The sequence below is a fragment of the Silvibacterium acidisoli genome (assembly GCA_022870745.1).
Taxonomy (GTDB): Bacteria; Acidobacteriota; Terriglobia; order Terriglobales; family Acidobacteriaceae; genus Silvibacterium.
Genome location: CP085323.1, coordinates 3,188,013 through 3,212,415 on the forward strand (window position 1 = coordinate 3,188,013; position 24,403 = coordinate 3,212,415).

Annotated in this window: 25 protein-coding genes; 8 read left to right on the top strand and 17 right to left on the bottom strand. The window is 57.7% G+C overall.

Annotated elements, in window-relative coordinates; genetic code table 11:
• Positions 1–205 precede the first annotated feature (205 nt).
• The 6 genes from LJD29_RS13475 to LJD29_RS13500 form a co-directional block, all read right to left on the bottom strand.
• On the bottom strand, positions 206–2,314 hold the full coding sequence (locus LJD29_RS13475) for a glycoside hydrolase family 20 zincin-like fold domain-containing protein (RefSeq protein ID WP_446742056.1): 2,109 nt from the start codon (positions 2,312–2,314) through the stop codon (positions 206–208).
• Positions 2,315–2,449: 135 nt separating this feature from the next.
• Positions 2,450–2,941: a glycosyl-4,4'-diaponeurosporenoate acyltransferase CrtO family protein gene (locus LJD29_RS13480; protein ID WP_446742057.1), complete on the bottom strand. Its 492-nt coding sequence runs from the start codon at positions 2,939–2,941 to the stop codon at positions 2,450–2,452.
• The gene (locus tag LJD29_RS13485; RefSeq protein WP_446742058.1) at positions 2,920–3,984 is read right to left on the bottom strand and encodes a glycosyltransferase family 2 protein; all 1,065 of its coding nucleotides are present in this window, start codon (positions 3,982–3,984) and stop codon (positions 2,920–2,922) included. The genes LJD29_RS13480 and LJD29_RS13485 overlap by 22 nt, the downstream gene beginning before the upstream one ends.
• Positions 3,981–5,492: a phytoene desaturase family protein gene (locus LJD29_RS13490; RefSeq protein ID WP_446742059.1), complete on the bottom strand. Its 1,512-nt coding sequence runs from the start codon at positions 5,490–5,492 to the stop codon at positions 3,981–3,983. Before LJD29_RS13490 ends, LJD29_RS13485 begins: the two co-directional genes overlap by 4 nt.
• Entirely contained in the window at positions 5,485–7,347 is a 1,863-nt protein-coding gene (locus LJD29_RS13495; protein WP_446742060.1) for an aldehyde dehydrogenase family protein, read from the bottom strand. The genes LJD29_RS13490 and LJD29_RS13495 overlap by 8 nt, the downstream gene beginning before the upstream one ends.
• The gene (locus tag LJD29_RS13500) at positions 7,344–8,867 is read right to left on the bottom strand and encodes a phytoene desaturase family protein (protein WP_446742061.1); all 1,524 of its coding nucleotides are present in this window, start codon (positions 8,865–8,867) and stop codon (positions 7,344–7,346) included. The genes LJD29_RS13495 and LJD29_RS13500 overlap by 4 nt, the downstream gene beginning before the upstream one ends.
• Positions 8,868–9,085: 218 nt before the next feature.
• Between LJD29_RS13500 and LJD29_RS13505 the strand changes: the two genes are divergently transcribed.
• Positions 9,086–9,382, top strand: a complete 297-nt coding sequence (locus tag LJD29_RS13505; protein ID WP_446742062.1) for a putative quinol monooxygenase — start codon at positions 9,086–9,088, stop codon at positions 9,380–9,382.
• Between the two features lie 11 nt (positions 9,383–9,393).
• A complete protein-coding gene (locus LJD29_RS13510) occupies positions 9,394–10,356 on the top strand; it encodes a gluzincin family metallopeptidase (RefSeq protein WP_446742063.1) in 963 nt (320 codons plus the stop codon).
• Here the strand turns inward: LJD29_RS13510 and LJD29_RS13515 are convergent.
• From LJD29_RS13515 to LJD29_RS13530, 4 genes are read right to left on the bottom strand one after another with little or no spacing between them, the layout of a single operon-like run.
• Positions 10,353–10,604, bottom strand: a complete 252-nt coding sequence (locus LJD29_RS13515; protein WP_446742064.1) for an anti-sigma factor family protein — start codon at positions 10,602–10,604, stop codon at positions 10,353–10,355. The two genes, LJD29_RS13510 and LJD29_RS13515, sit on opposite strands and share 4 nt — an antisense overlap.
• The gene (locus tag LJD29_RS13520) at positions 10,595–11,221 is read right to left on the bottom strand and encodes a sigma-70 family RNA polymerase sigma factor (protein ID WP_446742065.1); all 627 of its coding nucleotides are present in this window, start codon (positions 11,219–11,221) and stop codon (positions 10,595–10,597) included. The genes LJD29_RS13515 and LJD29_RS13520 overlap by 10 nt, the downstream gene beginning before the upstream one ends.
• On the bottom strand, positions 11,221–11,691 hold the full coding sequence (locus LJD29_RS13525; protein WP_446742066.1) for a DoxX family protein: 471 nt from the start codon (positions 11,689–11,691) through the stop codon (positions 11,221–11,223). The genes LJD29_RS13520 and LJD29_RS13525 overlap by 1 nt, the downstream gene beginning before the upstream one ends.
• A 48-nt stretch (positions 11,692–11,739) precedes the next feature.
• Entirely contained in the window at positions 11,740–12,189 is a 450-nt protein-coding gene (locus tag LJD29_RS13530; RefSeq protein ID WP_446742067.1) for a hypothetical protein, read from the bottom strand.
• A 66-nt stretch (positions 12,190–12,255) separates the two neighbouring features.
• Here LJD29_RS13530 and ffh point away from each other — a divergent pair, with 66 nt between their 5' ends.
• Genes ffh through LJD29_RS13555 form a run of 5 tightly spaced genes read left to right on the top strand, consistent with a single transcriptional unit; the run spans position 12,256 to position 15,318 of the window.
• Complete coding sequence (gene ffh, locus LJD29_RS13535; protein ID WP_446742068.1) at positions 12,256–13,635, top strand: signal recognition particle protein; 1,380 nt, start codon at positions 12,256–12,258, stop codon at positions 13,633–13,635.
• 52 nt (positions 13,636–13,687) lie between these two features.
• On the top strand, positions 13,688–13,939 hold the full coding sequence (locus LJD29_RS13540) for a type II toxin-antitoxin system Phd/YefM family antitoxin (protein WP_446742069.1): 252 nt from the start codon (positions 13,688–13,690) through the stop codon (positions 13,937–13,939).
• Positions 13,936–14,349 (top strand): type II toxin-antitoxin system VapC family toxin, encoded by a 414-nt coding sequence (locus LJD29_RS13545; RefSeq protein ID WP_446742070.1) that lies wholly within the window; start codon positions 13,936–13,938, stop codon positions 14,347–14,349. Before LJD29_RS13540 ends, LJD29_RS13545 begins: the two co-directional genes overlap by 4 nt.
• Before the next feature lie 40 nt (positions 14,350–14,389).
• Positions 14,390–15,043, top strand: a complete 654-nt coding sequence (locus LJD29_RS13550; RefSeq protein WP_446742071.1) for a peroxiredoxin family protein — start codon at positions 14,390–14,392, stop codon at positions 15,041–15,043.
• 2 nt (positions 15,044–15,045) lie between these two features.
• Complete coding sequence (locus LJD29_RS13555; RefSeq protein ID WP_446742072.1) at positions 15,046–15,318, top strand: hypothetical protein; 273 nt, start codon at positions 15,046–15,048, stop codon at positions 15,316–15,318.
• A 91-nt stretch (positions 15,319–15,409) separates the two neighbouring features.
• On the opposite strand, the gene LJD29_RS13560 is transcribed toward LJD29_RS13555, so the two are convergent.
• From LJD29_RS13560 to LJD29_RS13590, 7 genes are all read right to left on the bottom strand, one after another.
• Positions 15,410–16,978 carry an NAD(P)/FAD-dependent oxidoreductase gene (locus tag LJD29_RS13560; protein WP_446742073.1) on the bottom strand — a complete coding sequence of 523 codons (1,569 nt, stop codon included), beginning with the start codon at positions 16,976–16,978 and terminating at the stop codon, positions 15,410–15,412.
• A gap of 149 nt (positions 16,979–17,127) precedes the next feature.
• Positions 17,128–18,348: a glycosyltransferase gene (locus tag LJD29_RS13565; protein ID WP_446742074.1), complete on the bottom strand. Its 1,221-nt coding sequence runs from the start codon at positions 18,346–18,348 to the stop codon at positions 17,128–17,130.
• Between the two features lie 87 nt (positions 18,349–18,435).
• A complete protein-coding gene (locus LJD29_RS13570) occupies positions 18,436–19,737 on the bottom strand; it encodes an HAD-IIIA family hydrolase (RefSeq protein WP_446742075.1) in 1,302 nt (433 codons plus the stop codon).
• Positions 19,725–20,726 carry an NAD-dependent epimerase/dehydratase family protein gene (locus LJD29_RS13575; RefSeq protein WP_446742076.1) on the bottom strand — a complete coding sequence of 334 codons (1,002 nt, stop codon included), beginning with the start codon at positions 20,724–20,726 and terminating at the stop codon, positions 19,725–19,727. Before LJD29_RS13575 ends, LJD29_RS13570 begins: the two co-directional genes overlap by 13 nt.
• A gap of 1 nt (position 20,727) precedes the next feature.
• Complete coding sequence (locus LJD29_RS13580) at positions 20,728–21,756, bottom strand: GHMP family kinase ATP-binding protein (RefSeq protein WP_446742077.1); 1,029 nt, start codon at positions 21,754–21,756, stop codon at positions 20,728–20,730.
• Positions 21,757–21,772: 16 nt separating this feature from the next.
• Entirely contained in the window at positions 21,773–22,372 is a 600-nt protein-coding gene (locus LJD29_RS13585; RefSeq protein WP_446742078.1) for a D-sedoheptulose-7-phosphate isomerase, read from the bottom strand.
• 220 nt (positions 22,373–22,592) lie between these two features.
• Positions 22,593–23,195 carry a TetR/AcrR family transcriptional regulator gene (locus LJD29_RS13590; protein WP_446742079.1) on the bottom strand — a complete coding sequence of 201 codons (603 nt, stop codon included), beginning with the start codon at positions 23,193–23,195 and terminating at the stop codon, positions 22,593–22,595.
• 168 nt (positions 23,196–23,363) lie between these two features.
• Between LJD29_RS13590 and LJD29_RS13595 the strand changes: the two genes are divergently transcribed.
• Positions 23,364–24,338, top strand: coding sequence for an NADP-dependent oxidoreductase (locus LJD29_RS13595; RefSeq protein ID WP_446742080.1), 975 nt, complete (start codon positions 23,364–23,366; stop codon positions 24,336–24,338).
• Positions 24,339–24,403: the final 65 nt, after the last annotated feature.

Below are 24,403 nucleotides of genomic sequence, written 5' to 3' on the forward strand. Positions count from 1 at the left end.
TCGCGGCAGCCTGGGCGGCAAACCCAATCGTAATCGTTTACCGAATCATCTTCGCTAAAAATTCCTGAGTCAAGGCATTTACGACCGGAGAAGCGAAAACCGGAACTTTGGGAGGGGGCAGAGCATGAAAAATCCCGAAACGATTTAAATCCACGGAAAGATAGGGAAGAGAAAGGCAGAGACGTTGTCCCTGCCTTCCCGGAGTTTAGCTTTGGGGTGCGATGCCGACTTCTTCCGGAGGCGGCAGCTTGTGGGTCTGTCGCCACTGCCGGTTCGCGGCCTTCAGGCGATCGCTGCGCAGAACCCACAATTGCGTCGCCAGGTCATACCGCACCATCACGTTCTGCAGCCAGTAAGGGCGGTTCTCGCTCAGCCACAGCTGTGAGTACAGCAGGCGATGGTAGTTGTAGGCATCGCGCATGTCTTCACATAGGCCGTTTGCTCCCGCTATGCCGTACATGGTCTCCGCAATCTCACTCGATTCCGGACTGTTCTGCTGCGCATAAACCTCGCGATACAGCGTTGCAATGCGATCGCCAACCTCAAACTTCTGGCCGATGAAATCGAGCTTGCGGGCCCCCATTTCCATCGCATCCACCGCTTCGGTTTCACGCAGCGGTCCGGCCGCGCGCGCTTGAGCAATCAATGTGATCGCCCGCTCGGCATGCATGCGGATCTGCGGGATAATCGGCCGCATGAGCGCGCCGACTGTCTGTCCTTCCTGGCTCCAGGGATCGAGCCAGTACAGCGCGTCGGTCGATTCGCGGGTTTTCACCTGGTCAAGCATCTGGTAGATCGCGATCATCTCGCGCTGCGCGTCATTCAGCTTGCCGGTCTTGTCGCCATGAAAGACCACCCCATAAGCGTCCTGGTATTGCGCCAGATCGCTGGTGCCCGTCTGCCACGCAGCCGCAGCGGAAAAGAGCACGCCATACCAGTCTTCCTGGAAGAGCCCTTCGCCATCGTCGTTCCAGGTAGTGTTCAACATGCCAGTCGAGTGTGCTGCCTGGCCATCGCGAACAAATCCCTGAATATTGCGCAGGGCGTAATCGTTGTCAGGGTAGACCCGGTTCCAGTTGTTCACGCCCGGCGCAACCCAGGTTTCCATGCCTGCGTCGGTATATGGTTTCAGCCAGCGGGCAAAGCCATGAGGCTCGGGATCATAGGTCCACGCCACTGCAATCATGTCTTTCGGCAGGCGCTTTACCTGGTCCGGATCGTTCATTGCGATATCGCCCCAGAAGAGCAGACGGCGATTCAGCGGGGCCAGTTTGTCATGGATACGAATCAGGAAGTCTACATAGGCCGGTCCCAGTCCGCGCGCCTTCACGTCTGCCTGCGTCTGGCCCTTGCCGAGGTCATGGGTCTCATCGGCGCCGATATGCATAAACGGCGCAGGGAACATCTGCGCGATTTCGTCGAACCATGTGCCGATCAGGTCGATCGATCCAGCCTGCCCCGGAGCGAGCACATTGCCCATCGGTGTCTCGGCAAGCTGCGAATACATTTCGTATTTCAGAACATGATGCAGATGCCCGAATGCTTCCTGCTCGGGAATGATCATCACGTGATAAGGCTTGGCGTACTCCACCAGCGCCTGCACATCTTCCTTGCTCATGCTGCCGCCCGGTAATCCCGGCACAGGATTTGAGGCGTACTGCAACGTGTTTTCAAAATAGGGTGAGTACACGTTCATCTTGTATGCAGCCAGCGTGCGAATCTGCCGCTTTTGAAATTCCAGCGTGGGGAATGGTCCGCGCGAAAGATCGTCATCCTGCCCGCGGTACTTCATCGCCGGCCAGTCACGGATCATCGCTTTGTCGAGCGTGGCGGTTGGTCCGGTGCCGCTGATCAGCTGCTTCACGGTCTGTACGCCATAGAAGACACCGCTCGCCGTGTCGCCGATTACGGCGAGTCCCTTTTCGGTGGGCACGATCACGTAGCCTTCATCATGCATAGCTGCATCGATCTTTGCGCCCGCGAGCAGCTTCTCGGCAGAGTGCGAATCCGAGCGCATGAGCTCAATCTCAGACGCCGAGTGTCCGTGCTCCGTCTCAATCTTCAGCTTGCCGATCCAGTCTTCAAGGTCCTGCGCGGCAAAACGATCCTCGGTGTCAGAATCGCTTGTAACGGAGATGCCATGCTCCAGCACAATCCTGCCTTTCGAAGAATATTCCTGGGGCATGGGAATCAAGGCAGGCTTGCTTTGAGCAAACGCGGAGAACGCAGCCGACGCTATCGCAAGTGCGAAGAGGGCAGGCACGAACCGCTGAAAAGGCTTCCGCTTTGCGGAAGGGAAGAGATCTTCTGACACGAATGGTCTCCTTACGATCGAATGATTGGATAGACAACTTGCGGCGGTTGCGCCTGAAATTGGGAGCGCATGCGCAGAATGTCCGAAACAACTATGGAAGCCAATGTACATGAAACCGCTTCATCACCGGAACAGTCATTGTGCGGCAGTGAGCTTTTCGAGAACGCGCAGCATCGCGATGCGATTGTGCCGCTGTACCGCAATGCAGGGAAGATTCGCCAGCAGTCCATATGCAGTCATGACCCAGCAGGCCCAGGGCGGATTCCAGAGATAAAAGATCGGAGTGAAGGCAAGCATGCACCAGTGCGCCATCTCTCCGCGACAAGTCTCCGCGATGAATCGACGAGTATAGGAATCGTCGCGTTTCTCATAATGTGCCTTTGCAAAGCCGCCAAGCCAGGGCGCACCATCCGGCATAAGCTGTTTCCAGCGCCGGATTCGCAGGATGTGCGTGTAGAGCCTTCCATCCCTTTCCCATCTTCGCGGTCTGCAAGCGAAGCTCGTCGGAGAGAAGTTCCTGGAAGGCATCCTGAGGAAAAGTTTCGCGATGCCGATCTGGATGACTGGCCATCCAAGAAGATTTGCCGTCAGGACGATTGCAGCTTTCATACCTCGCGACCACGCCATGTAGGCCGCTGCCTGCGAATCCGCCGGGTAAGAGAGATGCTGAAAAGCGTGAAGTAGAAGACGAGGCCGACTGGGTAAAGCACGCTTGTTAAAAAGCGGTAGCTGCCAAGCTTGCGTCCGAAATGTGCAATCTGCAAGACAAAGCAAACATACAAGAGAGCGAAAAGCCAGTGGTGCGTGCCCATCAGTCCAAGAAATGCATCGAGGCCTGCTGACAACCATAGGATCGATAACGCCAGCACCTGAGGGGAGCATTGCACCGCTCCGGAAGCGAATGCTTTCGTCCAGCTTTCGCGCAACTGCTCGAAGCCCTCGGGAAACATTCGTGTCCAGAGCACGCCGCGGCCGGCGATGGTGCGGCAACGATATCCGGCCTGGTTGAGACGCTCAGACATCGCGAAGTTCTCAAGAATGTATGAACGAACGCTGTCGTGTCCGCCGCAGGCCTCATAAGCGTCACGGTTGATAAGCAGCGACTGTCCGAAGAGATGAGGGCGATCAACAGGTCCAAACCCACCTGCCCCCATTGCCACCAGGATATGAAAGAACAGAGAGAGTTCTTCATACCACTCTTCAGTCTGGTGATAGGGAAGAATCGAGACAACAATGCGTTTATCATCCATCCCATCGAGAGAGCGCAGAAGTCGAAGGTATCCTTCTTTCGCAAAACGCGTATCGGCATCGAGGAAGAAGAGAAACTCGTTGCCGGACGCCAGCGCCCCCTGGTGGCATGCCCAGTTCTTTCCTGTCCAGCCCGCGGGCAGCGGCGGCGGAACGATAACATTAGCGCAGAAACTGCGCGCGAGATCTCCTGTACCGTCAGTCGAAGCATCGTCGACTACCAGGACTTCGTGTCGCGACGCCGAGATGTTCCCGAGCGATTGCAGCAAAGCCGGCAGGTTATGAGCTTCGTTTCTCGCAGGGATGATGAAGCTGGTTGGCCTGTCGATGATTCCCGGAGCCCCATTGCACATCGGGACACGCCACAACAGCAGAAAGCCGGCGGCGAAACCCGTCACGCACAGGGCCGCCAGCAGGATCACTTTTCTGCGTCCTGTTCTGTGATGAGCCGCGCCACGTGCTGCCCGCACAGTGTAACCATCGGCATGCCACCGCCGGGATTCACACTTCCCCCTGCGAAAAACAGATTGCGATAATCTTTGCTTCTTTTAGGAGCCTTGAAGGCAAAGTTCTTCCACCGATCTGAGACCACCCCGTAGATCGATCCGCGATTCGAGTAGTAACGCTTCTCGATATCGAACGGAGTCCAGAAGTCTTCCACCACAATATGCTTGCGCAGGTCGGTCAGCCCCATCCGCTCCAGCTTATCGAGGCACAGTCCTTTCAGCGCAATATAGTCTTCACGCGTATAAGCGTGCTTATCGTTGATGTACGGAATATGCGGCAGGATCTTAATGTTGTCGCATCCGGAAGGCGCTTGCGATGGGTCTGTTCGCGTTGGCGCAACCAGGTAGATCGTTGGATCGTCGGGAAGCTTCTTCTCGTGAAAGACGCGATCGAAATGCCGGTGCTGATCCTTCGAATAAAAGAAGTTGTGATGCGCAAGCTGCGGGTAGACGCGATCTGTGCCGAGGTGCAACACGATGCCGGAGCAGGAAGGTTCATACTTGTTTACCCTGCGCATGCGTGAAGCTGGTTCCTTTAACAGTCGTTGCATCGCGGGAATGACTTCCATGTTGGAGACAATGTAGTCCGCTTCGATGCGGTAGCTCTCTCCATTTGCCGTGCCCTGCACTGCCGTCACACGATCGCCGGCCTTTTCTATATTCGTGACTTCGTGATGGAGACGAAGCTCAACGCCGGTTTCACCCAGCCGCTTTACAAACGCTTCCGCCAGCCGGTACAAGCCGCCGCGCACGTACCAGAGTCCGAACTCCATCTGAATGTTCGGCATCAGGTTCATGAAACCAGGCGCATCGGACGCGGAAGATCCGACGTACTTGATGAAGTATTCAAGTATGCTGCGCAGGTAGGCGTTGCGAACCCGTTTAAAGATACTTTTCGACATCGTCCCCATGTAATCCAGGCCACGCGCATCTTGCAGGCCATAGAAACGAACGAAATCGAAAAAGGTATCCAGCCCTTCACGGAAATAGCCCCGCTCTACGATCTCGTATTGCAGCCGCGAATATTTGAGGAAGTCGACATACTCTTCGTATGCGCCGGGGCCGAAGCGCTCAAGCTCCTTGCGCATCTGTTCGGGCTTCTCGTACAGATCGACGACAGTGCCATCCTCAAAGAAATTCCGCCACTGGGGATCGATGCGCTCCAACGGCACGTAGTCCTCAAGGGTCTTTCCGCTGTTCTCAAACACGGGCCGAAAAATCTGCGGCAGCGTAAATATGGAAGGCCCCAGATCGAAGCGAAATCCCCTTTCTTCGAGCAGGTTCAGCTTGCCCCCGGCATTGCCGTTCTTTTCGAGGATCGTCACTCGAAAGCCGTTCATCGCCAGCATGATTGCGGCGGACATTCCCCCCAGTCCCGCACCAATCACGACGACATGTTTGTTACGAGTAGAAGGCTCAGGCACCGGTATCCACCAATTTCACTGAAATCGTCTGACGGCTCCCTTTGAGTGCGAAGACGCAATCGCCAAAGCGCGGCGGACCCATTCGCGGAGCCGGGTTATTCGAAGCTCCTACCGGCTCCTTCGGAATTCCGATCAGGCTCTTATCCAGCTTGCGGTTGCCGTTCGTGTCTTCGTATACGGTGACTGCGTAACTCGCCGGCGGCAACAACCCTGCGTCGATCATCATCGCGGTTGCGCCACCTCTGACAGCAACAAATCCGCCCTTCAGCGCTTTGGAAGGAGTGTCTGGAAAGCCTGTCTTCGAGGAGAAGATAAGGTATCCGAGTTCACCATGCGCGGCGGCGGGTAGTTGAACGTTGATGAAGAGATGCGCAGCTGGGGGCGATTCCGAATAAAGCACCGGCGTCGCCAGCAAAATAAATGCCGCCGGCAGCAGATGACGAAGCCGTTGCATCAGCCCCTGGTTGCGATGACGAAACGAAATCAGCTTGTGCAGTGCGGCGTAGGTCTTCGCAGTAAAAGGGAACCAATGTATTTCGCGGGGCTTCGTCTCTTGCAGTGTCATGACCGTCTTTGTGCGCGAGAACGTGTATAGCCCCTGCGGTCCACGATATCTTCCGTATCCACTGTCGTTGTTTCCACCGAATGAGGCGTAAGGATTTCCAATATTTCGAATCACGTCATTGATGGAGATATTTGCAGCATGCAGTAAGTTAGCGATCTGTTCAGCGCGCCGGATGTCTTTCGTCCATATGCTGCATGTCAGAGACTGCCTGCTGCTGTTCGCGCCCTTGATCGCCTCGGACACATCGCGAAACGGCGCTATGCAAAGGACAGGTCCAAAACAATCTTCAGTAAGCAGCCGTGCGTTCTGCGGAACATCCGAAAGGATAATGACATCGTCCGTTTCCGCAGTCAGGCGGACAGCGCCTGCCTGCAGGGCCTCTTCGACTTGAGCATCGAGGCGGATCTTCTGGTCGTTGCCAATGAGGCTTCCGATATCAGCATCGCGTCCAGTGCCGCTGCGTAACGTCTTCGCTCGCGACGTGAGCGCGTCGAGCATGCGGTCGTATACGCGGTTTTCAACGTATAGCCGCTTCGTGTTCACACACACCTGGCCGGCATTGGCGAAGGCTCCGTAGAGGATTCCTTCCACCGTGCGATCGAAATCGCAGTCAGAAAAGACGATGGCCGCATCTTTCCCCCCGAGTTCCAGCGTGATCGGGATCAGGTACTGCGCTGCACGCGCGGCAATGCTTCGTCCATTCACAGTGCTCCCTGTAAAGAAGATTACGTCGGGTCGTGCGTCGATCAACGCGGAGGCATCTTCAGGGCGGTCCGCCACCACCTGCATCAGCCCTTCAGGCAAACCTGCCCGCTCACACAACGTCGCAATCGCCCGCGCGGTGCGAGGCGTTCTTTCAGAGCACTTCAAGACAACGGCGTTGCCCGCGTACAGCGCAGTCAACGCAGGCAGCAGCGAAAGCTGAAATGGGTAGTTGTAAGGCGCGAACACCAGCGCTACGCCATGCGGCTCGCGTCGTTCTTCGAAGCACGCACCTGAGTACAGAATTGCGGGCTTGTCTATCTTCCGCGTTGACAGCAGCCGCGGAGCGCTTGCCTCGTAGTAGCGCATTTGCTCCAGCGTGACCATCAAGTCGCCGGAGAGCGCATCGAGCGCCGGCTTGCCTGTATCCGCGGAAATGATCTCCACCAGTTCATCCACTTCGGCAGCAATCAAGTGCCTCAGCTTCTTCAGTACTCGACAGCGCTCGCGTACCGGCAGCTTCGCCCATGGAGCCTGTACTTTTCGCGCCAGGCGCAGCCGTTCCTCAGCCAGAATGAACTCGGTCACGCGATTGCCAATTCTGCGAAGGATTTTGCCCGGGGATATTTCACTGCATATTCTTCACAGATCAGGTTGGAAGAGATGCGAGCTGATTCAAAGATGGTAGGCAGGCCGCTACCCGGATGCGTGCCGCCGCCTACCAGATAGCAGTTTGAGAACTCTTCAAAGCGATTGTGCGGACGCAGATAGAGCATCTGCTTCCAGTCATGGCTCATGTTGAATGTCGCGCCAAGATAAACGGAGCGTTTTTCCCAATCCGCCGGAGTCACGATCATCTCTTCGCGAATATGCTTGCGGAAATCTCTGTAAGGCGTGCGCTCTTCCATCAACTGAAAAATACGTTCGCGATAAACGCTCTTCTGCGCTTCCCAGTCGATCCCGCTCGTGTTGTTCGGAACCGGTGCAAGAATGTAGAGCGCTGAGTGACCAGGAGGAGCGACCGAAGGATCGGTGACAGCAGCATTCCGAATGTAAACAGAAAGATCTTCCGAGATCACCTTGTTCTTCGTGATGTCCGCGAGGCATTTCTTGTAGTCTTCGGCAAACAGGATCAGGTGATGTTGCGTATCGAAGGTCCTGTCCAGGCCGAGATAGATCATGAAGGTCGAGCAGGAAAACTTCCGCTTCTGCATATCCTCTTGCGTGTACTTGCGAAGATCCTTCTGGTCGAAAAGTGTGCTGACCGCAGTGCCAAAATCGGCGTTGATCACTACGTCGTCACAAAGCACGCGTTCACCATTTTCGAGTTCCACGCCGCACGCCTTGCGGCCATCCAGCAGAACACGGCGCACACCGCAGGAGGTATGAATCTCAGCACCCTCTTCCTTCGCGACCGCAGCCAGCGCATCGCTGATGCGGCAGAGTCCGCCTTGCACGTGATACACACCATGGGCGTGCTCCGTATAGGGGATCATCGCAAACAGCCCAGGACAGTCCCACGGCGACATTCCCAGGTATTTCGACTGAAATGTAAACGCGAGCCGCAACTCTTCGGGCCGGAAGTAGTCCGCCAATACCTCATAGAGCGAACGTCCCGCAGCGATATGCGGCACCGCTGAGAAGAGCGTCGGACTCACCATGCTGGTGATCGTTCCATAGGGCTGCTGCAGACATGGATAGAGCTTGCGGAACCGCTCGCTCTCGCGGGCCAGAAAACGATCGAGCCCCGCACCTTCACCGGGAAAGGCCTTCTCGATCTCGGCCTTCATATCTTCCGGCTTCGATCGCGCCAGCATGCTCTTGCCCGGAAAGCTCAACTCGTACATGGGGTCGAGAGGCCTGCAGTCGAGGTAATCGCTGAGCTTGCGGCCACCTTCCTCGAAAAGCTCATCGAGCAGGAACTTCATCATAAGAAAGGTTGGTCCAAGATCGAAGCGGTAATCTCCAAGTGTGACCTCGGCATTTCGTCCGCCGGTTACCTTTTCTTTCTCGAAGATCTGGACGCGGAAACCACGCTGGGAAAGAATCATTGCGGCCGCTAGTCCACCAGGGCCGGCGCCCACAACTGCGATATGTCTTTTATTCATTCCCATTCATTAAATGTCACTGTGAGAGAACTTTTGAGGATACCGTGCAAGCTGGTTTGAACGCATAGAAACAGACTGATAGCTGGTTTGATTCCGTAGAACCTGTTCGTGATGTACCCGTGTCAGGGCCGAGATTCACACTTCCGCTGGCCCTTCACCGGCATTCTCGCGTAACCTTAGTCGCGCCGCATGCGTCCTACTGGCAAATGGAGGAATACGTGGAATCGATCGGTCTGCTCGCAACCCTGCATGCCAAGCCCGGTAAGGAAGCCGAGCTAGAGGCTTTCCTGAAATCAGCTCTTCCCCTCGCCCAGCAGGAAAAAGACACCATCCGCTGGTATGCCATCAAAATCAGCTCGACAGTTTTCGGCATCTTCGACACGTTCGCGGCCGAAACGGGGCGCGACGCCCATCTAAATGGGGAGATCGCAAAGGCCCTGATGAGTAAAGCTGACGAACTGCTGGCGAAGCCCCCGCAAATTGACAAGATTGATCTGCTCGCCGTCAAAGCTTGATGGTGATCTCTTTGAGATCCGGTTCCCGGATTTTCGGTGTTCTGCTGGCAGCAGTGAGCTTCACCTTACCCTCACTGCCTGCCCAGCAGGGCAGCCCGGCGGCAAACCACCCGGTTCGCACAGAACGCAGTCTTGCCGTAGGTAGCGCACAGTTGCAGGTTAAGCTGGCCGAAGGCCATCTGGACGCCGGCGATAGCGCCATCTTCGAATGGGTCCAGAGAGCAGCGAAGGCCGTTTCGCTCTACTACGGATCCTTTCCTCTGAAACAGGCGCAGATTCTGGTAGTTCCAGGCGAAGGCCGTAGCGGAGTCTCTCACGGAACCACCTGGGGAGACATGCAGGGAGCGCCGGGATTCACCCGCATCTCGGTGGGCGAACATACCACCTCGCAGGAGCTTGCCGCGGACTGGATGATGACCCACGAGCTCACCCACATGGCCTTCCCAAGCCTTACCCGGGACCATCACTGGATGGAAGAAGGCATGGCCACTTACATCGAGCCGGTCGCTCGCATGCAGGCGGGGCAGCTCTCGCGCGAAGAGTTCTGGAAAGAAACCATTGCAGGCATGCCGAATGGCGAGCCTGCTTCCGGCGATGAAGGGCTCGACCGCACCCATACCTGGGGTAGAACCTACTGGGGCGGAGCGCTGTTCTATCTTGTGGCCGACATCAGCATCCGCCAGCAGACCGGCAACCGCAAAGGCGTTGAGGATGCTTTCCGGGGTATTGTTGCCGCCGGTGGAACCATCGATCACGACTGGCCGGTAGAGAAAGTTCTCGAAGCAGGAGATCGGGCCACCGGCACGCCGGTTCTCACCAGGCTCTATCGCAAATGGAGCCAGTCGCCGGAGACGGTTGATCTCGATGCGCTATGGAAGGATCTGGGCGTCCAATCCATACAGGGAGAGATTCATTTCAACGAATCGGCAAAGCTGGCCGCCGTTCGCCGCATGATGGAGCAGCCCTCCCGCTAATTCTCAGGCGGTTCTTCGCGCATCGCCTCGTCGAGCCTCGCATGCAGCCGCTCGCTGAAGCCGACCGGCAGCTCGAACACGCGATCGTCTGCCGTCAGAATGAGAATATTCCGCGTTGAGTCGAGAACGGCGGAGCAGATCTCGCAGGTCTCCAGATGCCGCTGCACCATCTCCCGTACGGCAGGGTCTAGCGTGCCGTCAATGAACCCGGAGATGTGTTCCCAAACATGTTTACAGTCTATGACCATGAGAACCACCTCCTTCTGGCCGGAGTCATGCTCTTCAGTACCGGGGCCAGTGCTTTCTGCAGCATCATACGTGCACGATGCAGTCTCACCTTGACCGCTACTTCGCTGATCTTCAGCGCTTCCGCCGCTTCGCTGACGCTGAACCCTTCTACATCACGAAGCAGGAAGACCTGGCGATAAATCTCCGGGAGCGCCTTTACCGCGTTCTCGAGAAGTGAGCGAACCTCTGCCCGCTCCAGCGTCTCCGACGGAATTTCGCGCCAGTCCACCAGCACAGCGGGAGATACAGATCCTGTCTCCGGGTCCGTGTCGTCGAGCGATTCTGTTTTGGCTGTACTGCTGCGGCGAAGCCGGTTGCGCGCCTCGTTCAGCATGATCGTGATCAGCCAGGTGCTGAACTTTGCATCCGCGCGAAAACCCGCCAGGTTTCTGAAGGCTTTCAGAAAAGCTTCCTGTGCAACATCCTCCGCGTCTGCCTCGTTCTTCATCATGGAGAAGGCCATAACGTAGACGCTGCGTTCATACGGACGAATCAGCTCGTGAAAAAGCTGGGAATCGCCTGCAACGATTGCGGCAATCATCCCGGCCTCGTCTCGTGCCTCTGCTGCAATCGCCATCAGCCTGCTTTCCGCTCCATCCAGCGCGTGGCGATCACCTTATCCAGTGAGAAGAATCCGGCGCCAAAGATCAGGATGATCAGCGAGACGAAGAGGAAGGTAAACGGATCGGCGGCATAAAACTTGCCGGGATCAGAGAAGAACGAGGTCAGCGCCTCGTGATCGGCTGTCCAGTAGGCGACAAGCATATTCACGCACATCAACAGGCTCACGATCCGCGAACCGAGCCCGATCATCAGCAGGATGCCGCCAAAAAATTCCAGTCCGGCAACAAAGTGCGCATTGAACCCAGGCAGGGGAATATTCAGGCTCTGGAAAAACGACGTGATCTTGTCCAGGTGGCGGAGCTTGCCCAGCCCGGTCTGCATCAGCTGGTAACCCCAGTAGAGCCGGACAGCAAGCAGAAAGGGCGATTGCAGCGCCGAGACTGCCGACACAAACTTTGCATAGATATCCGCCAGCGATTTCATCGTTCTTCTCCCGTCCTCAAAGCCTTAGAGCCCAACCAGGACGAAAAGTTACAGGTGGTGATGAAAGTGCAAGTGCAGGCTTTCTTCGATGCCGACGAGGACAAATGTCAGCACCGCGAGCCATATCTGTAGCCGTTCCATGCGCGCGGCATGAGCACTCAAAGGCTGACGGCGCCACTGGGACGAAGGGCGATTACGCAGATAGCGCACATGGGCCAGGATAGCCAGGTTCAGCACCGACCCGGCAACCGCCAGCACGATCATGGGGATGCGGATCCAGTCGACGTGAAAGCGGACCAGCGTTCCCATCGCACCCGAGCTCAGTACTACCGCTCCGAGCCCGATAGCCAGCCGCAGGCCGTTTACCGCCACCACGGCGCTGCAAATGCTCTGCAGCAGCGCCAGCAGGAAGCTCGTCAAGGCGATTCTGCCCTTGTTCCGGTCGAGAATACCCTCTCCGGCCGCCGGGTCATCCGCTTTCCATGGCGCTGAAGACATCGCTTTCTCCTCTGTTACCGCATTCTATCCAGTCCCCGCGACGCTGATAAACTTATAGAGACCACCATGTTTGAGAATCTTTCAGAGAAACTACAGCGGGCCTTCAAAAATCTTCGCGGCCAGGGCACCATCACCGAGGAGAACATGCAGGAGGCGCTGCGCGAAATTCGCGTCGCCCTGCTCGAGGCCGACGTCAACCTGAACGTCGTCAAGGAACTCATCGAGCACATCCGCGAAAAGGCGCTCGGCCAGGAAGTCCTGACCGCCCTTTCGCCGACCGAGCAGGTCGTGAAGATCGTGCATGACGAGCTGGTTGCGCTTCTGGGTAAGGACACCGCCCGCTTCAACTTCGCCCCCCGTCCGCCGACAGTGATCCTGATGGCCGGTCTGCAGGGTTCCGGTAAGACCACCACCACCGGCAAGCTCGCAGCGTGGCTGCAGAAGGGCGGCCGTCGCCCCATGCTGGTTTCGGTTGACGTTTATCGCCCTGCCGCCCGTGAGCAGCTGAAGGTTGTTGCCAACAGCATCAAGGCCAAGATTTATGAAGGCGACACCAAGGGCGAGCCCGCCGGCACGCCGCTGGTCGAGCGCCTGGCGAAGGAAGCCCGCCGTGAAGCCGTCAACAGCGGCTGCGACACCCTCATCGTCGATACTGCAGGCCGCCTCCACGTAGACGGCGAGCTGATGGACGAGATGGCGAAGCTCAAGACGCTGCTCGCCCCGCAGGAGATCCTCTTCGTCGCTGACGCCATGACCGGTCAGGACGCAGTGCGTTCCGCCGACGAGTTCCACAAGCGCCTGGCGCTTACCGGCGTCGTTCTTACCAAGATGGATGGCGATGCCCGCGGCGGTGCCGCGCTCTCGATCCGCCACGTTACCGGCCAGCCCATCAAGTTCATCGGCACCGGCGAAAAGCCGGACGCCTTCGAGGCCTTCCACCCCGACCGCATCGTGAGCCGCATCCTCGGGATGGGCGACATCATGACGCTCATCGAGAAGGCCGAAGAGACCCTAGACAAGAAGAAATCGGAAGAGTTCGCCCGTAAGGCGCTCAGCGGCGACGGCTTCTCGCTCGAAGACTTCCGCGACCAGCTCCGCCAGATCCGGAAACTCGGCTCGCTGCAGAACATCATGAAGATGCTGCCCTCCGTCGGACCTTTTCAAGGTATGCAACAGATGGCCGATCAGGTCGATGAAGGCCAGTTCTCGCGCGTCGAGGCCATCATTAACTCGATGACGCCGAAGGAGCGCAATAACCACGAGATCATCTCCGGCAGCCGCCGCAAACGCATCGCCAACGGCTCAGGAACCAGCGTTCAGGAAGTCAACCAGCTGCTCCGCCAGTACGCGCAGATGCGCAAGATGTTTAAGGGAGTCGGCAAGGGAGGCATGCTCCAGCGCCGCGCCATGGGCATGCTCAGCGGAATGAAGGGAATGGGACGCTAGGCGTATAATCTAGCTTAAGCTAGCTTAGATAGGCTAGCGTGTCGAGGTACAAATGCTGGAAGTCGGAGCTTTTGAAGCCAAAAATACGTTAGGTTCTTTGCTGGATCGCGTTGAGCGGGGTGAAGAGGTTGTCATCACCCGGCACGGAAAGCCTGTAGCGCGGCTGGTTCCGAGCCTTGGGCGGATCGACTCGGCGCAGGCCCTTGCCGCGTTTGAGCGTATCCGCCAGCGCGCACAGAAGCTGAAGGCCGGCGAATTTCATTGGGAAGATTTTAAGGCCGACCGCGACGCTGGCCGTCCATGAGCCTCGTACTTGACAGCTCTGTTTCCCTGGCATGGTTCTATGCCGAAGAAGCTACAGAGAAGACCGACGAGGTAGCCAAGTTGCTGGCCCAGTCCGGTGCATGGGTTCCGCCTCTCTGGAAGCTCGAAATCGCCAACATCCTCGAATCAGGCATCCGGCGTGGCCGGAATGACATAAGCTTTCGCGATCAGGCACTAACGGATTTGGCTCTGATGCCGATCAATATCGATGCAGAAACCGCAGTACACGCCTGGTCCCGAACACTCGCACTAGCGCACCAACATAAGCTCACGGTGTATGACGCAGCATACCTGGAGTTGGCGTTGCGGCGTAGTCTTCCATTAGCTACGCTGGATAAAGATCTTCGCAAGGCAGCGCACAAAGAGAAAGTGATCCTTCTCGGGCAGTGAGCCGCACCAACCTTTCATTAAAATAGGTCAGTAGCCAGTTATGCCGCGTCTTCAGGACCAACTCGACGAGATCACCGCTCACACCCGTACCCTCGTGCAGCCCGAGCGGCTTGCCGTCAACGAGCGGGCGGTAGAAGATCTCTTTGCCACCGGCATCGAGCAGAACATTCTCCCGGTTGGCGCCAAGATTCCCGAGTTCTCGCTTCCGGATTCAACTGGCCGCACCGTGAAGTCGTCAGACCTGCTGGCGCTCGGCCCGGTCGTGTTGAGCTTCTTCCGTGGCCGCTGGTGTCCCTACTGCGTCACCGAACTCGAAGAGTGGCGAGATCTTTATCCGCTCGTTCGCGAGCGCGGAGCGTTGTTCGTAGGCATCTCACCGCAGACCGTTCGTCAAAGTGATTTCACGGTCGAGCAGCATTCAATCCCGTTTCCGATCCTCCACGACAGCGGCTGCGAGGTCGCAGGCCAGTTCGGCCTCGCCTACACCATTCCACCCTTCCATCAACAGCATTACCGCAGCGTCCTGGTGAACATTCCCTTCGTCAACGGAGATCAGAGCTGGCGCCTCTTGCTGCCTGCGACTTACGTGATCTCTCCCGACGGAACCGTCCTCTTTGCCGAGGCCCACGCCGACTTCCGTGTCCGACCCGAACCGGAAGATGTTCTCGCAGCCTTGCCAACGGTGGAACGATAGGAATGAAGATCTCCCTTCGCGTCGTCATCCGCGTCCTGCTGATTCTCATCATCGTGGTGTATGCAGTGGATTGGACGGTGCTGCGGGTGAAGATCGCGCACGGAACCGGCTACAGCACCGTGCAGGTAAAGCATTTCCTCTCGACGGACCTGAAAGGGAACAAGGCCGAGTACGACTACCTCGGTTCCTCGCCGCAAATCTGCGAGCGTTCGCTGTTGCCGCACGGAGTGGCCCCCTGCTGGTGGCTCGCCCGCCACGGCAGCAAGTGGGAATAGCAGTCCACTGTACGAAAGCGAAGAACAGGCAGGCGCGGGCTTTAGCCCGCGCATTCATACGTGGCATATACGGGCCTTTAGGCCCTGAGGCTCAGTCCTTCTTCTCTTCGTGATATTCCTGCTCGGTGTTGATCTGCCAGAGCGAATCCTTGCTCAGATTGCCCGCGGCAATATTCTCGACGGCTGCCATGGCTGTCAGCATGGAATGATCCTGGTTGTTGTACTTGTGCATGCCATTGCGGCCTACCAGGAAAAGGTTCTCGTAGCGATCCATGTAGCGGATCACTTCATCGAACCGATCGTAAGTTCCAAAGTAAGCCGGATAGGTCTTGGGAACGCGCACGACATGCGCATCCAGCACATCGGCGGATTTCAGAATGCCGATCTTCTCGACCTCGGCAATCGCAAACTTCGCAATCTCATCATTCGGCCTGTTCCAGAGCTCGTCCGTGTCGTAGCAGAAGTATTCAAGCCCGATCCAGATCTTCGATGGATCCGCCACCATGTACGGGCTCCAGTTATTGAAGATCTGCAGCCGCCCCACCAGCACATCCGGTTCCTGGATATAGATCCAGGTGTCCTTGAGCGCTGAACCGTCCGGTTCCGTCACCGTAAGCTTATTCACCAGCAGACCGACCGTGATGAAGTCGCGATAAACCAGCCCCTCAGTGATCTGTCGAATCTCCTCTGGCACCGGAATATCGAGGCTGCGGACCAGTTCGCGCACCGGCATCGTCGAAAAGACATAGTCTGCAGCAATGGTTTCGCGCTTACCAGCAACATTCACGGTTTCCACCGAGACGATGCGGTTTCCCTCGACGTGGAGTTTGTCCACCCTCGTCTGCATGCGGACTTCGCCGCCCTTTTCCTGGACCAGCGAAGCAACGTGCTCCCAGAGCTGCCCAGGGCCAAGCTTCGGGTAAAGAAACTTCTCGATCAGCGAAGTCTCCGTACCCTTCTGCGTGATGTCTCCCGAACTCTTCTTGCCAAAAGTCTTTTTCAGGAAATGAGCGATGGCGGTACGGAGCGAAAGGCCCTTGATGCGCTGAGCGCCCCATTCCGCGCTGATCTGGTCGCAAGGCACTCCCCACACCTTTTCCGTGTAGGACTTGAAGAAGGTCAGGTAAAGTTCCGTACCAAAACGATTGATCAGGAAATCTTCCAGCGTCTTCTCGTTCTTGCGCGGAAACACCTTGGCGCGGAGATAGCCGAGGCCAATCTTCAGCATGCGCCACGGTCCAAGATTTTTAATCGTCTGGCCGTTCAGGGCGATGGGGTAGTCGAAGAAGCTGCGCAGGAAGTAGATACGGCTGCGGCGCGGACGCACCAGCATCACCAGGTCATCGTCCTCGGAGGCTCTGCCTGCCGCAACCTGCCGTGACTTGTTCTGGTAACGGATCGACGCGGTCGACTCACCTTCGCCGGCAATCGGCATCAGGTCAGTCCACCATTCCATGACGCGGTCATTCTTCGAGAAGAAGCGGTGACCGCCGATGTCCATGCGGTTGCCCTTGTACTCGATCGTGCATGAAATTCCGCCGATGCGATGCGTGGCTTCAATGACGACAGGGCGAATATCTGTCTGCCGAAGGAATTCAAGAGCTGCCGTGAGTCCCGCCGGACCAGCGCCGATAATCAGCGCAGTCTTACCCGCCGTCAACGCTGGACCCCGCAAACAAACACGGAGTTGGACGGGAGAAAGACAACAGGTACGGAAACAGTCTGCGGCGTCGGCTGTGCGCCGCTTGAAACTTCACGAAAAGTCATACACTTCCATGTTCGAGCTTCAGGCGGGATACAGCAAGCAATCTATAGGGCTGCGTTCATGTGAACGACCTTGCCGTCGCGGTCCCGCTGAAGAATTTTTCCGCCGCGTACGAGCTCAAATCGGCCATCGCGCCAGCGCATGTTGCTGTTAAGGTAGCTCGCCACCCAGACCGCGAATCCAAGCAGATCGCGAACCGGATAGAGCCAGGGCTGTGTGAGGCAGCGGCGATCCCGGGTAATACCCCAGCCGATCACAAGTGACTCGATCATTCTATTGACGACAGACCAGGCCAACATGGCTACACCAACACGCGGATGATGCAGAAAAAGTCCACTGACAAATCCAAGCAGCCCATAAGGGACGGCATAAACCAGCCCCGTACCAAAATGGCCCTGCGGACGCGAGCGGCGTGTGCCCGCCGCCCAACGCACCTGGCGCTGCCACATCTTGCGGAAGCTCATCGGCGGTACAACGTGCGAGATGATGTGCCGCGAAAGCACGACCGTGTATCCCGCATCGGCGATCATATTGCCAATTACAAAGTCATTTGAGAAGTAGTCGCCCAGCGAGGCATACCCGCCGATGGCTTTGAGCGCATCGCGCCGCACCACGATGGTGGGGCCAAGTCCGAACTTCATGCCCTCCATCATGTTCGCAATCACCACGCCGGCGGTCATCTCGACGCTCATGCCGATGGAATCCATTTCAGACCAGAAGCCACCCGTATTCAGGCCGCGATACACGCAAGTCAGCATGCCCGTGTTCTCTTCCATCAGCGGAGGCACGATGGTGCGCAGGTAGTCGCGATCCACGATCACATCGCTGTCACTCGTTACCAGGATGTCGTGCGCCGCAACTTTCTCAATACGCGAGAAACAGTAAGCAGGAGGATTCGGCCACAAAGGCTCGCCTGTGATCAGTACCTTCGACGGAACATGCGGATACTTCGCGCAAAGCGCCCGCGCAATGGGCAGCGCGGCATCGTCCTCGGTGTCGACGGCAAGCAGAATTTCGTAGTTCGGATAGTCCTGCTGGAAGAAGCTCTCGATGTTCTTATCGAGTTGCGGCTCCCATCCATGCAGGGGTTTCAAAAGAGAAACAGGAGGAAGCTGGTCGTCCGAAATGCGGCTGGCTGCTGTAACCTGCTCCGCCGCCTGGCGATGAAACTTGCGGGCGCCAAAAATGGCGAGAAACAGAAATACTGTCGAAGAGACCGTGCCGATGCACGCGATCGAAAACAAGAGAGTTGCAGTGAGAGTCATAGTGGAAATCGCTCAGCCGTAGCTCGCGGTTCGAAAAACATCCAGTTTCTATTTTACAGAACGGTCAACTGCTGGTCACACATTAACTTAGGGGCGATTTGCAAGGTATTTCGCTGCCGTCAAAAGATCTGGAAAATAAAGATCTGCTGTCACTTCGTGTCGCCCGTCCTTGCCGCCAAACCCTGTCTCCAGCAATATCGACCGGATCCCCGCATTCCTTGCTGTTTGCACATCTACGGTCGAATCGCCGATAAACCAGCTGTTCTCGAGATCGGAGTTCAAAGCCAGCGCCGCCGCCTTCACCATGCCAATTTCGGGCTTGCGGCAGTCGCAATCGATCTTCAGCTCCGGTACCTCGCCCGGATAGCCCTTATGCGGATGATGCGGGCAGGCATAAATTGCATCGACAAAGGCTCCGCCATGCCCCAGCTCCATCTCCATCCGGTGGTGAATGCGGGTCAGGTCGTCGATTGTGCACTCCCCGCGAGCGACCACCGGCTGGTTCGTAATAACGGCGATGCGAAATCCTGCTCCCCGCAGGATTCGCAGTGCCTCGGCCACGCCGGGCAAGAGCCGTAATTCGCCGGGAGTGCGAATATACGAGGCTTCCTCGTTGATGGTGCCGTCCCGGTCGAGAAAGATCGTCCCGCGTGGTTGCTGCAGGCCGCTACGGGCTACCAGCCCCGAGGCGACATCGGCGCTCACTTTATCCAGTCTCTCCGGGGTGCCCGCGTCCTTGATGTATTCAGGGCTGCGATAGCCCTGCAGGGCAATGCCCGCTGCCAGCATCTCCGGGAATACATGCTTGCCGAAATCGAGTGGCTTCTCGGTCAGGGTGACGCCATCGAGCGCTGATGCCTTCAGAATGTAGAGAGCCGCATTCACCTGGTTGGGCAGGCAGGCATCTCCAGCATGCGGGTAGGGATGGAACTGCAGGATCCGCCCGCGTTCATCTGTCTCTACAAGATCCGAATCCTGGGGATGATCGTTGGGATGGAGAAACAGTGTCGCGGCTGCTCCGCTCGCGGCGTGAGCCTCCTGCATCCGCAGCAGGTCGACGTCCAGCATCGTGTCCCCGTAGAGCACGAAGAACTCTTCCGGCAGATGAGGCAAGGCGAAGATAACCGCCCCGGCAGTTCCCAGAGGACGCGGCTCGTCATAGCAGGCAATCTCCAGTCCCCAGTGAGAGCCATCTCCACAGAATTCGCGAATGGCGCCGGCGCCGTATCCGCAGAGTAGCGCGACTTTCTTAAAGCCATGCCGGGCCAGCAATTCCAGTTGATACGCCAGCAGAGGCTTCCCATTCACCGGAACCAGGGGCTTGGGGAATCCGCCGGTCCGTTCCGCAAGGCGCGTACCCTTGCCACCGGCGATAATTACTGCGAACATCGGGAATCCTTCCAGTTTTGTGCCAGTTCCATGCAGGCGGTACCAACGGCCTCCGCGGACTTCTCTTGCGCACGCCATCCCAGGGACCTGAGGCGGCCGGTTCGATAGCGATAGTGCGGCACATCGCCGACCCATCCCCGATCGGCGCCCCCGTAGTGCACCTCCGGCGAAAGCCCGAGAGTACCGGTCAGCAGGGACACTATATCCCGCACCGTGATTTCATCTTCCGGACCGATATTGAAGCGGCCAAAGCCTGCTGGAGCTCGATCCTCCAGAAAAAGCAGCGCTTCCACGATCCGGCGAACATGCATATAGGGCTTGCGCTGGTATCCGTCGCCCAGCACTTCAAGGCGTTCCGGATCCTTAGCCAGCCGCTTCGGCAGGTCGAAGAGTACCCCATGCGTGCATCGGCTTCCGACAACATTGGGAAGCCGCATAGCCACGCCACGCTGCAGCCATGAGCCGCAGGCGGCAGACAGCGCCGCTTCGCTGGCAAGTTTCATCGCGCCGTAGTTCGAGATCGGGCAGAGCGGACCGGAGTCTTCATCCAGTTCCCGGTCGCTTTCTCCGTAGACGGCTGAACTTGAAGTGAACAGCACGGAACCGATCTGGAACTCGCGGGCTATCCGTAATGCGCTTATCGTCGTCAGAAAAGTCTGCCGCAGGTCCACATCGGAATCCGCGACGCCGGCCGCCACATCGGAGTTCGCTGCCAGGTGCCAAAGCGAGTGCACCATCTCCTCTTCAAGAAGGGAAGTCAGCGGCCCTCGCCATCCCTCTTCGCTCGACAGGTCTGCCTCAATCAGGTGAAACCTTTCGCAGCCAGACAGGTGCGCAAGATTCTCACGTTGTCCGCGCACGAAGTTGTCGACCCCGATCACCCGGTCGCCCCGATCCAGCAGCGCATCGACCAGGTGGCTGCCGATAAAGCCCGCTGCGCCCGTCACCAGGGACGTCGCAGCGTGATCGGGATGGGAGACAGGATGCAAATCAGATCCTCGATGCAGGAAATCCGGAGCCATCCACATCCAGCTCCGTTGGCTGATAAAAGATGATCTTGCTGCCTTCGCGCTCAAAGCGAATGGGCACGCGCCGCAATTCGCTCAACGCCGTCGCGATATCGCAATGCCGCTCCTGCGGAGCATACAGCAGCAGGAATCCTCCTCCACCCGCACCCAGGATCTTGCCGCCAACCGCACCGCCCGCGATGGCACGGTTGTACCAGTCGTCGATCTGCCCGCTGGTGATGCCCTCTGAGAGCGAGCGCTTGCGCATCCAGCCCTCATGCAGGATCTCGCCCAGCGAATCGGGCCGGTTGTTCTCGATCTCATAGCGAAGGGCGTGCGCCTGCTCCACCATCGCGCGCATCGCTTCGATCGTTTTTCCATTCGAACCCAGCGCCTGCGTCTGCTTCTCCAGGATCTCGCTCGCCGAACGGGTAATGCCCGTGTAGAAGAGGATCAGGTTGTCCTGCAGCTTCTGCAGTGTCGCGGGCGAGCAGATGATTGGAGAGTTAGCGACCGACCCATCGGAGAGGAAGCGATACATCCGTAGATCGCCGTAGGCAGCGGCGTATTGATCCTGCTTGCCGATCGGCTGCCCGCACAATTCAATCTCAATCTCCGAAGCCAGCTGCGCCAGCTTTTCCGGAGAAGCATGCGAGCCGATGAACGCAAAAAGGCTGTTCAGCAGGCCCACCGTAAATGAGCTTGAAGACCCGAGACCCGAACCGCGCGATGGAATATCCGCGATCGAGGTGATCTCGATACCGCCCGCCGGACGCAGCATCTTCAGGCACTCGCGCACCAGCGGATGCTGCACATCGTTAACCGTGTCCACTTCCTCGGTCTTCGAGTAGCTCACGCGCACGCGGTGATCGAACTTGTTGTTGATGTTGACGTAGATGTACTTATTGATGGCCACGCTGACCACCGCGCCCTCGTACTCGCGATAAAAGGACGCAATGTCACTGCCCCCGCCCGCAAAGCTGATACGGCAGGGAGTCTTGCTGATGATCATTCCAGGACCTCTGGGGTTAGACGAGGCTCTTCGCTGCAGCGTTAAGAACGCCCGCGCACTTCAGGTCGACGATTGCATGCGCCAGTGCCGTATGAGCAACCTCGACCATTCCATACTGATGATTGCCGACGTAGAAATTCACGTCGCCCATCGCGCGCAGCGGATTGTCTGCGTCGAATCCGCTGAAGGTGATGACCTTGCAGCTCATCGAACGCGCCGTTGCGACGGCATTCAGAATGTTCGGAGACTTGCCGGAGCTGGAAATCGCCACCAGCACATCGCCGCGCCGCGCATGGAACTCGATCTGGCGCGAGAAGACTTCCTCGTAGCCATAATCGTTCGCGAGACAGGTTAGCGCCGCACCGTCGTTGAAGGCCATGGCGGGCATTTTGCCGTTCTTGGAAAAATCGATCGCCATGTGGCTGGCAATGCCGGCCGATCCGCCGTTACCGATAAACATGAGCCGGTTGCCGGCTGTAATCGCATCGTCGGCCAGTCGCAGCGCTGCTTCGTAGGCGTCGCCGCGATCGATGACCGCACCAGTGTGGTCCGTGTAGATCGTCGAATTAATCGCGTCATACAGCGAATCGAAGTATGACCCAACGCTGTTCTTCAATAAAACCGTCCCATCCAGCCAGGCTTGCTCGCAGCAAATTCTGTGAAATCTTCTCCCGATTATAGAGGAAACGCCGGCTCTCCGAGCCGGAAGCTCACGGTGAGGCGGGAAGCTGGAGAATACGGCAGCCTTTTGCAAAACTCTTCGCGCAGCCGCACTTGCCGGCACTGCGGAGAGAAGCCAAAGCCGGATCGGAGCGGGATCGAGCCCACATTGTCTCCTAATGCTTTGAGCCCTTCCGCTTTCCCTTTACCGTCGTCACGTTGGATGAGGAGAGCTCACGGGCTTCCTCGAAGGCTCTGACGATATGCTCCCCCAGGTCGATCGAGTCGTCGTTGAACCATGCCGCCACTCCATGGCTCAAAGTCGCCATGCCCATCTGTGCTGCCAGGTTTGCCTGTGGAGCCGTCAGACCGCGTTTGCATAACGCCGATGCCACGGCAGCGATCAGCGATCTGGTCTTTGCCGCAGCGCGCTCCTGCAACGCCGGATCGCTCGCAATCACATGTCGACGGGGTTCCGTGAACGGCCGGTTCTCAACAAAGACATGCTTCACCCGGTTGAAAGCGAAATGCAGCGTATCCCACGGCCCAAGTTCTTCAGGCGCATTGTGTATCGCGATCATCAGGGCTTCGCTGAACGCCGCTTCGCCATCGAAGAGTACCTCCCGTTTGTCCGGGAAGTGGCGAAAGAATGTCCGCTCTGTGACGCCCGCCTTCGCCGCAATTTCAGCCGCTGTCGTCTGCTCGTATCCTCGTTCGCGAAACAGCTCCAGCGCCGCCCATTGAAGACGCTTCCTGACTTCCTCCCCGTTTCTTGGCATAAATCTCCGCATATTGTCAGTAACTGACGATACGTGTACTATCTGTCAGTAACTGACGTTATTGTGTCAGTCCCTGACAATTCTAGCTCAATGCCGGGATTGTAACGACCGCATAGTCCTCGTGCGTCGCATTGCGATCTGGTGGGCTTCACTAAACGGAGAACCTGTATGACGAATCTCAAGCCGGCCACAATGAAGGCTCTTTATCTTGAAACGTATGGCAAGCCGCTCGAAGTACTGCGTATAGGCGAGGTAGCTATCCCCGCTCCTGGTGCTGGACAAGTCCGTGTGCGCGTTCACGCCTGCGCGCTTAACCCGGCGGACTGGGCCGTCTGCGAAGGCTTTCTGCCCGCTCCTCCTCCAAGAGGGATTGGGTTCGATGTTTCTGGAACGGTCGATGCTCTGGGCGATGGCGTCGCGGACGTCGGCCTCGGCGATCTCGTCTTCGGTGTCCCTGACTACATGGGCTATTTCACCTCCGGCGCTGCCGAGTACGCGGTTCTCAAAGTCTTTCTGCCTGTTCCGGAGGGATTGGACCTCAAGGAGGCTGCAGCGCTGCCCATGGCTGTCGAGACTGCGGCTCGCAGCGTCGATCTCCTCGGCCTGACCGCTGGCCAGACGCTGATGGTCAACGGCGGTGGGACCATGACGGGATTCGCCGCCGTTCAAATCGCATTGCTTCGCGGTGTGCATGTCATAGCCTCTGCTGGAGAGACCTTTGCCGATCGCCTGCGTGAGCTCGGAGCAAAGGTGACACCGTATGGAGAGGGAATGGTCGAGCGCGTTCGTGAACTCGCAGACGGAGCGCCAGATTTTGCGCTACATACTGCTCAGGTGAAGGGTGCTCTGCCCGATCTGGTCAGGATCGTCGATGGCGACCCCAGGCGCGTCTTCAGTTTTGCGGATCGTGACGAAGAAGGCATCGGCGTGCGCACCGCGTGGAAGGAACGAAGCGCAAACGGCCTGCGGTATGACGTGCTTGGGCACTACGCACAGCTTGCAGCTGAAGGGCGCTTCTTCATCCCGATCGCTCGAGCGTTTGCCCTGAAAGATTGGCGTGAGGCAGCAGAGGTCAGCATGAATAGGAGGGCTCACGGCAAGCTCGTGCTCCTGCCTGGCGGCGAAGCAGGTGAAAGCTTGTAGCGAGCTCCCGACCCATGCATCGGCGACGGAAACACGCATAACGCAGGCTGCCGATCGCTGATGAA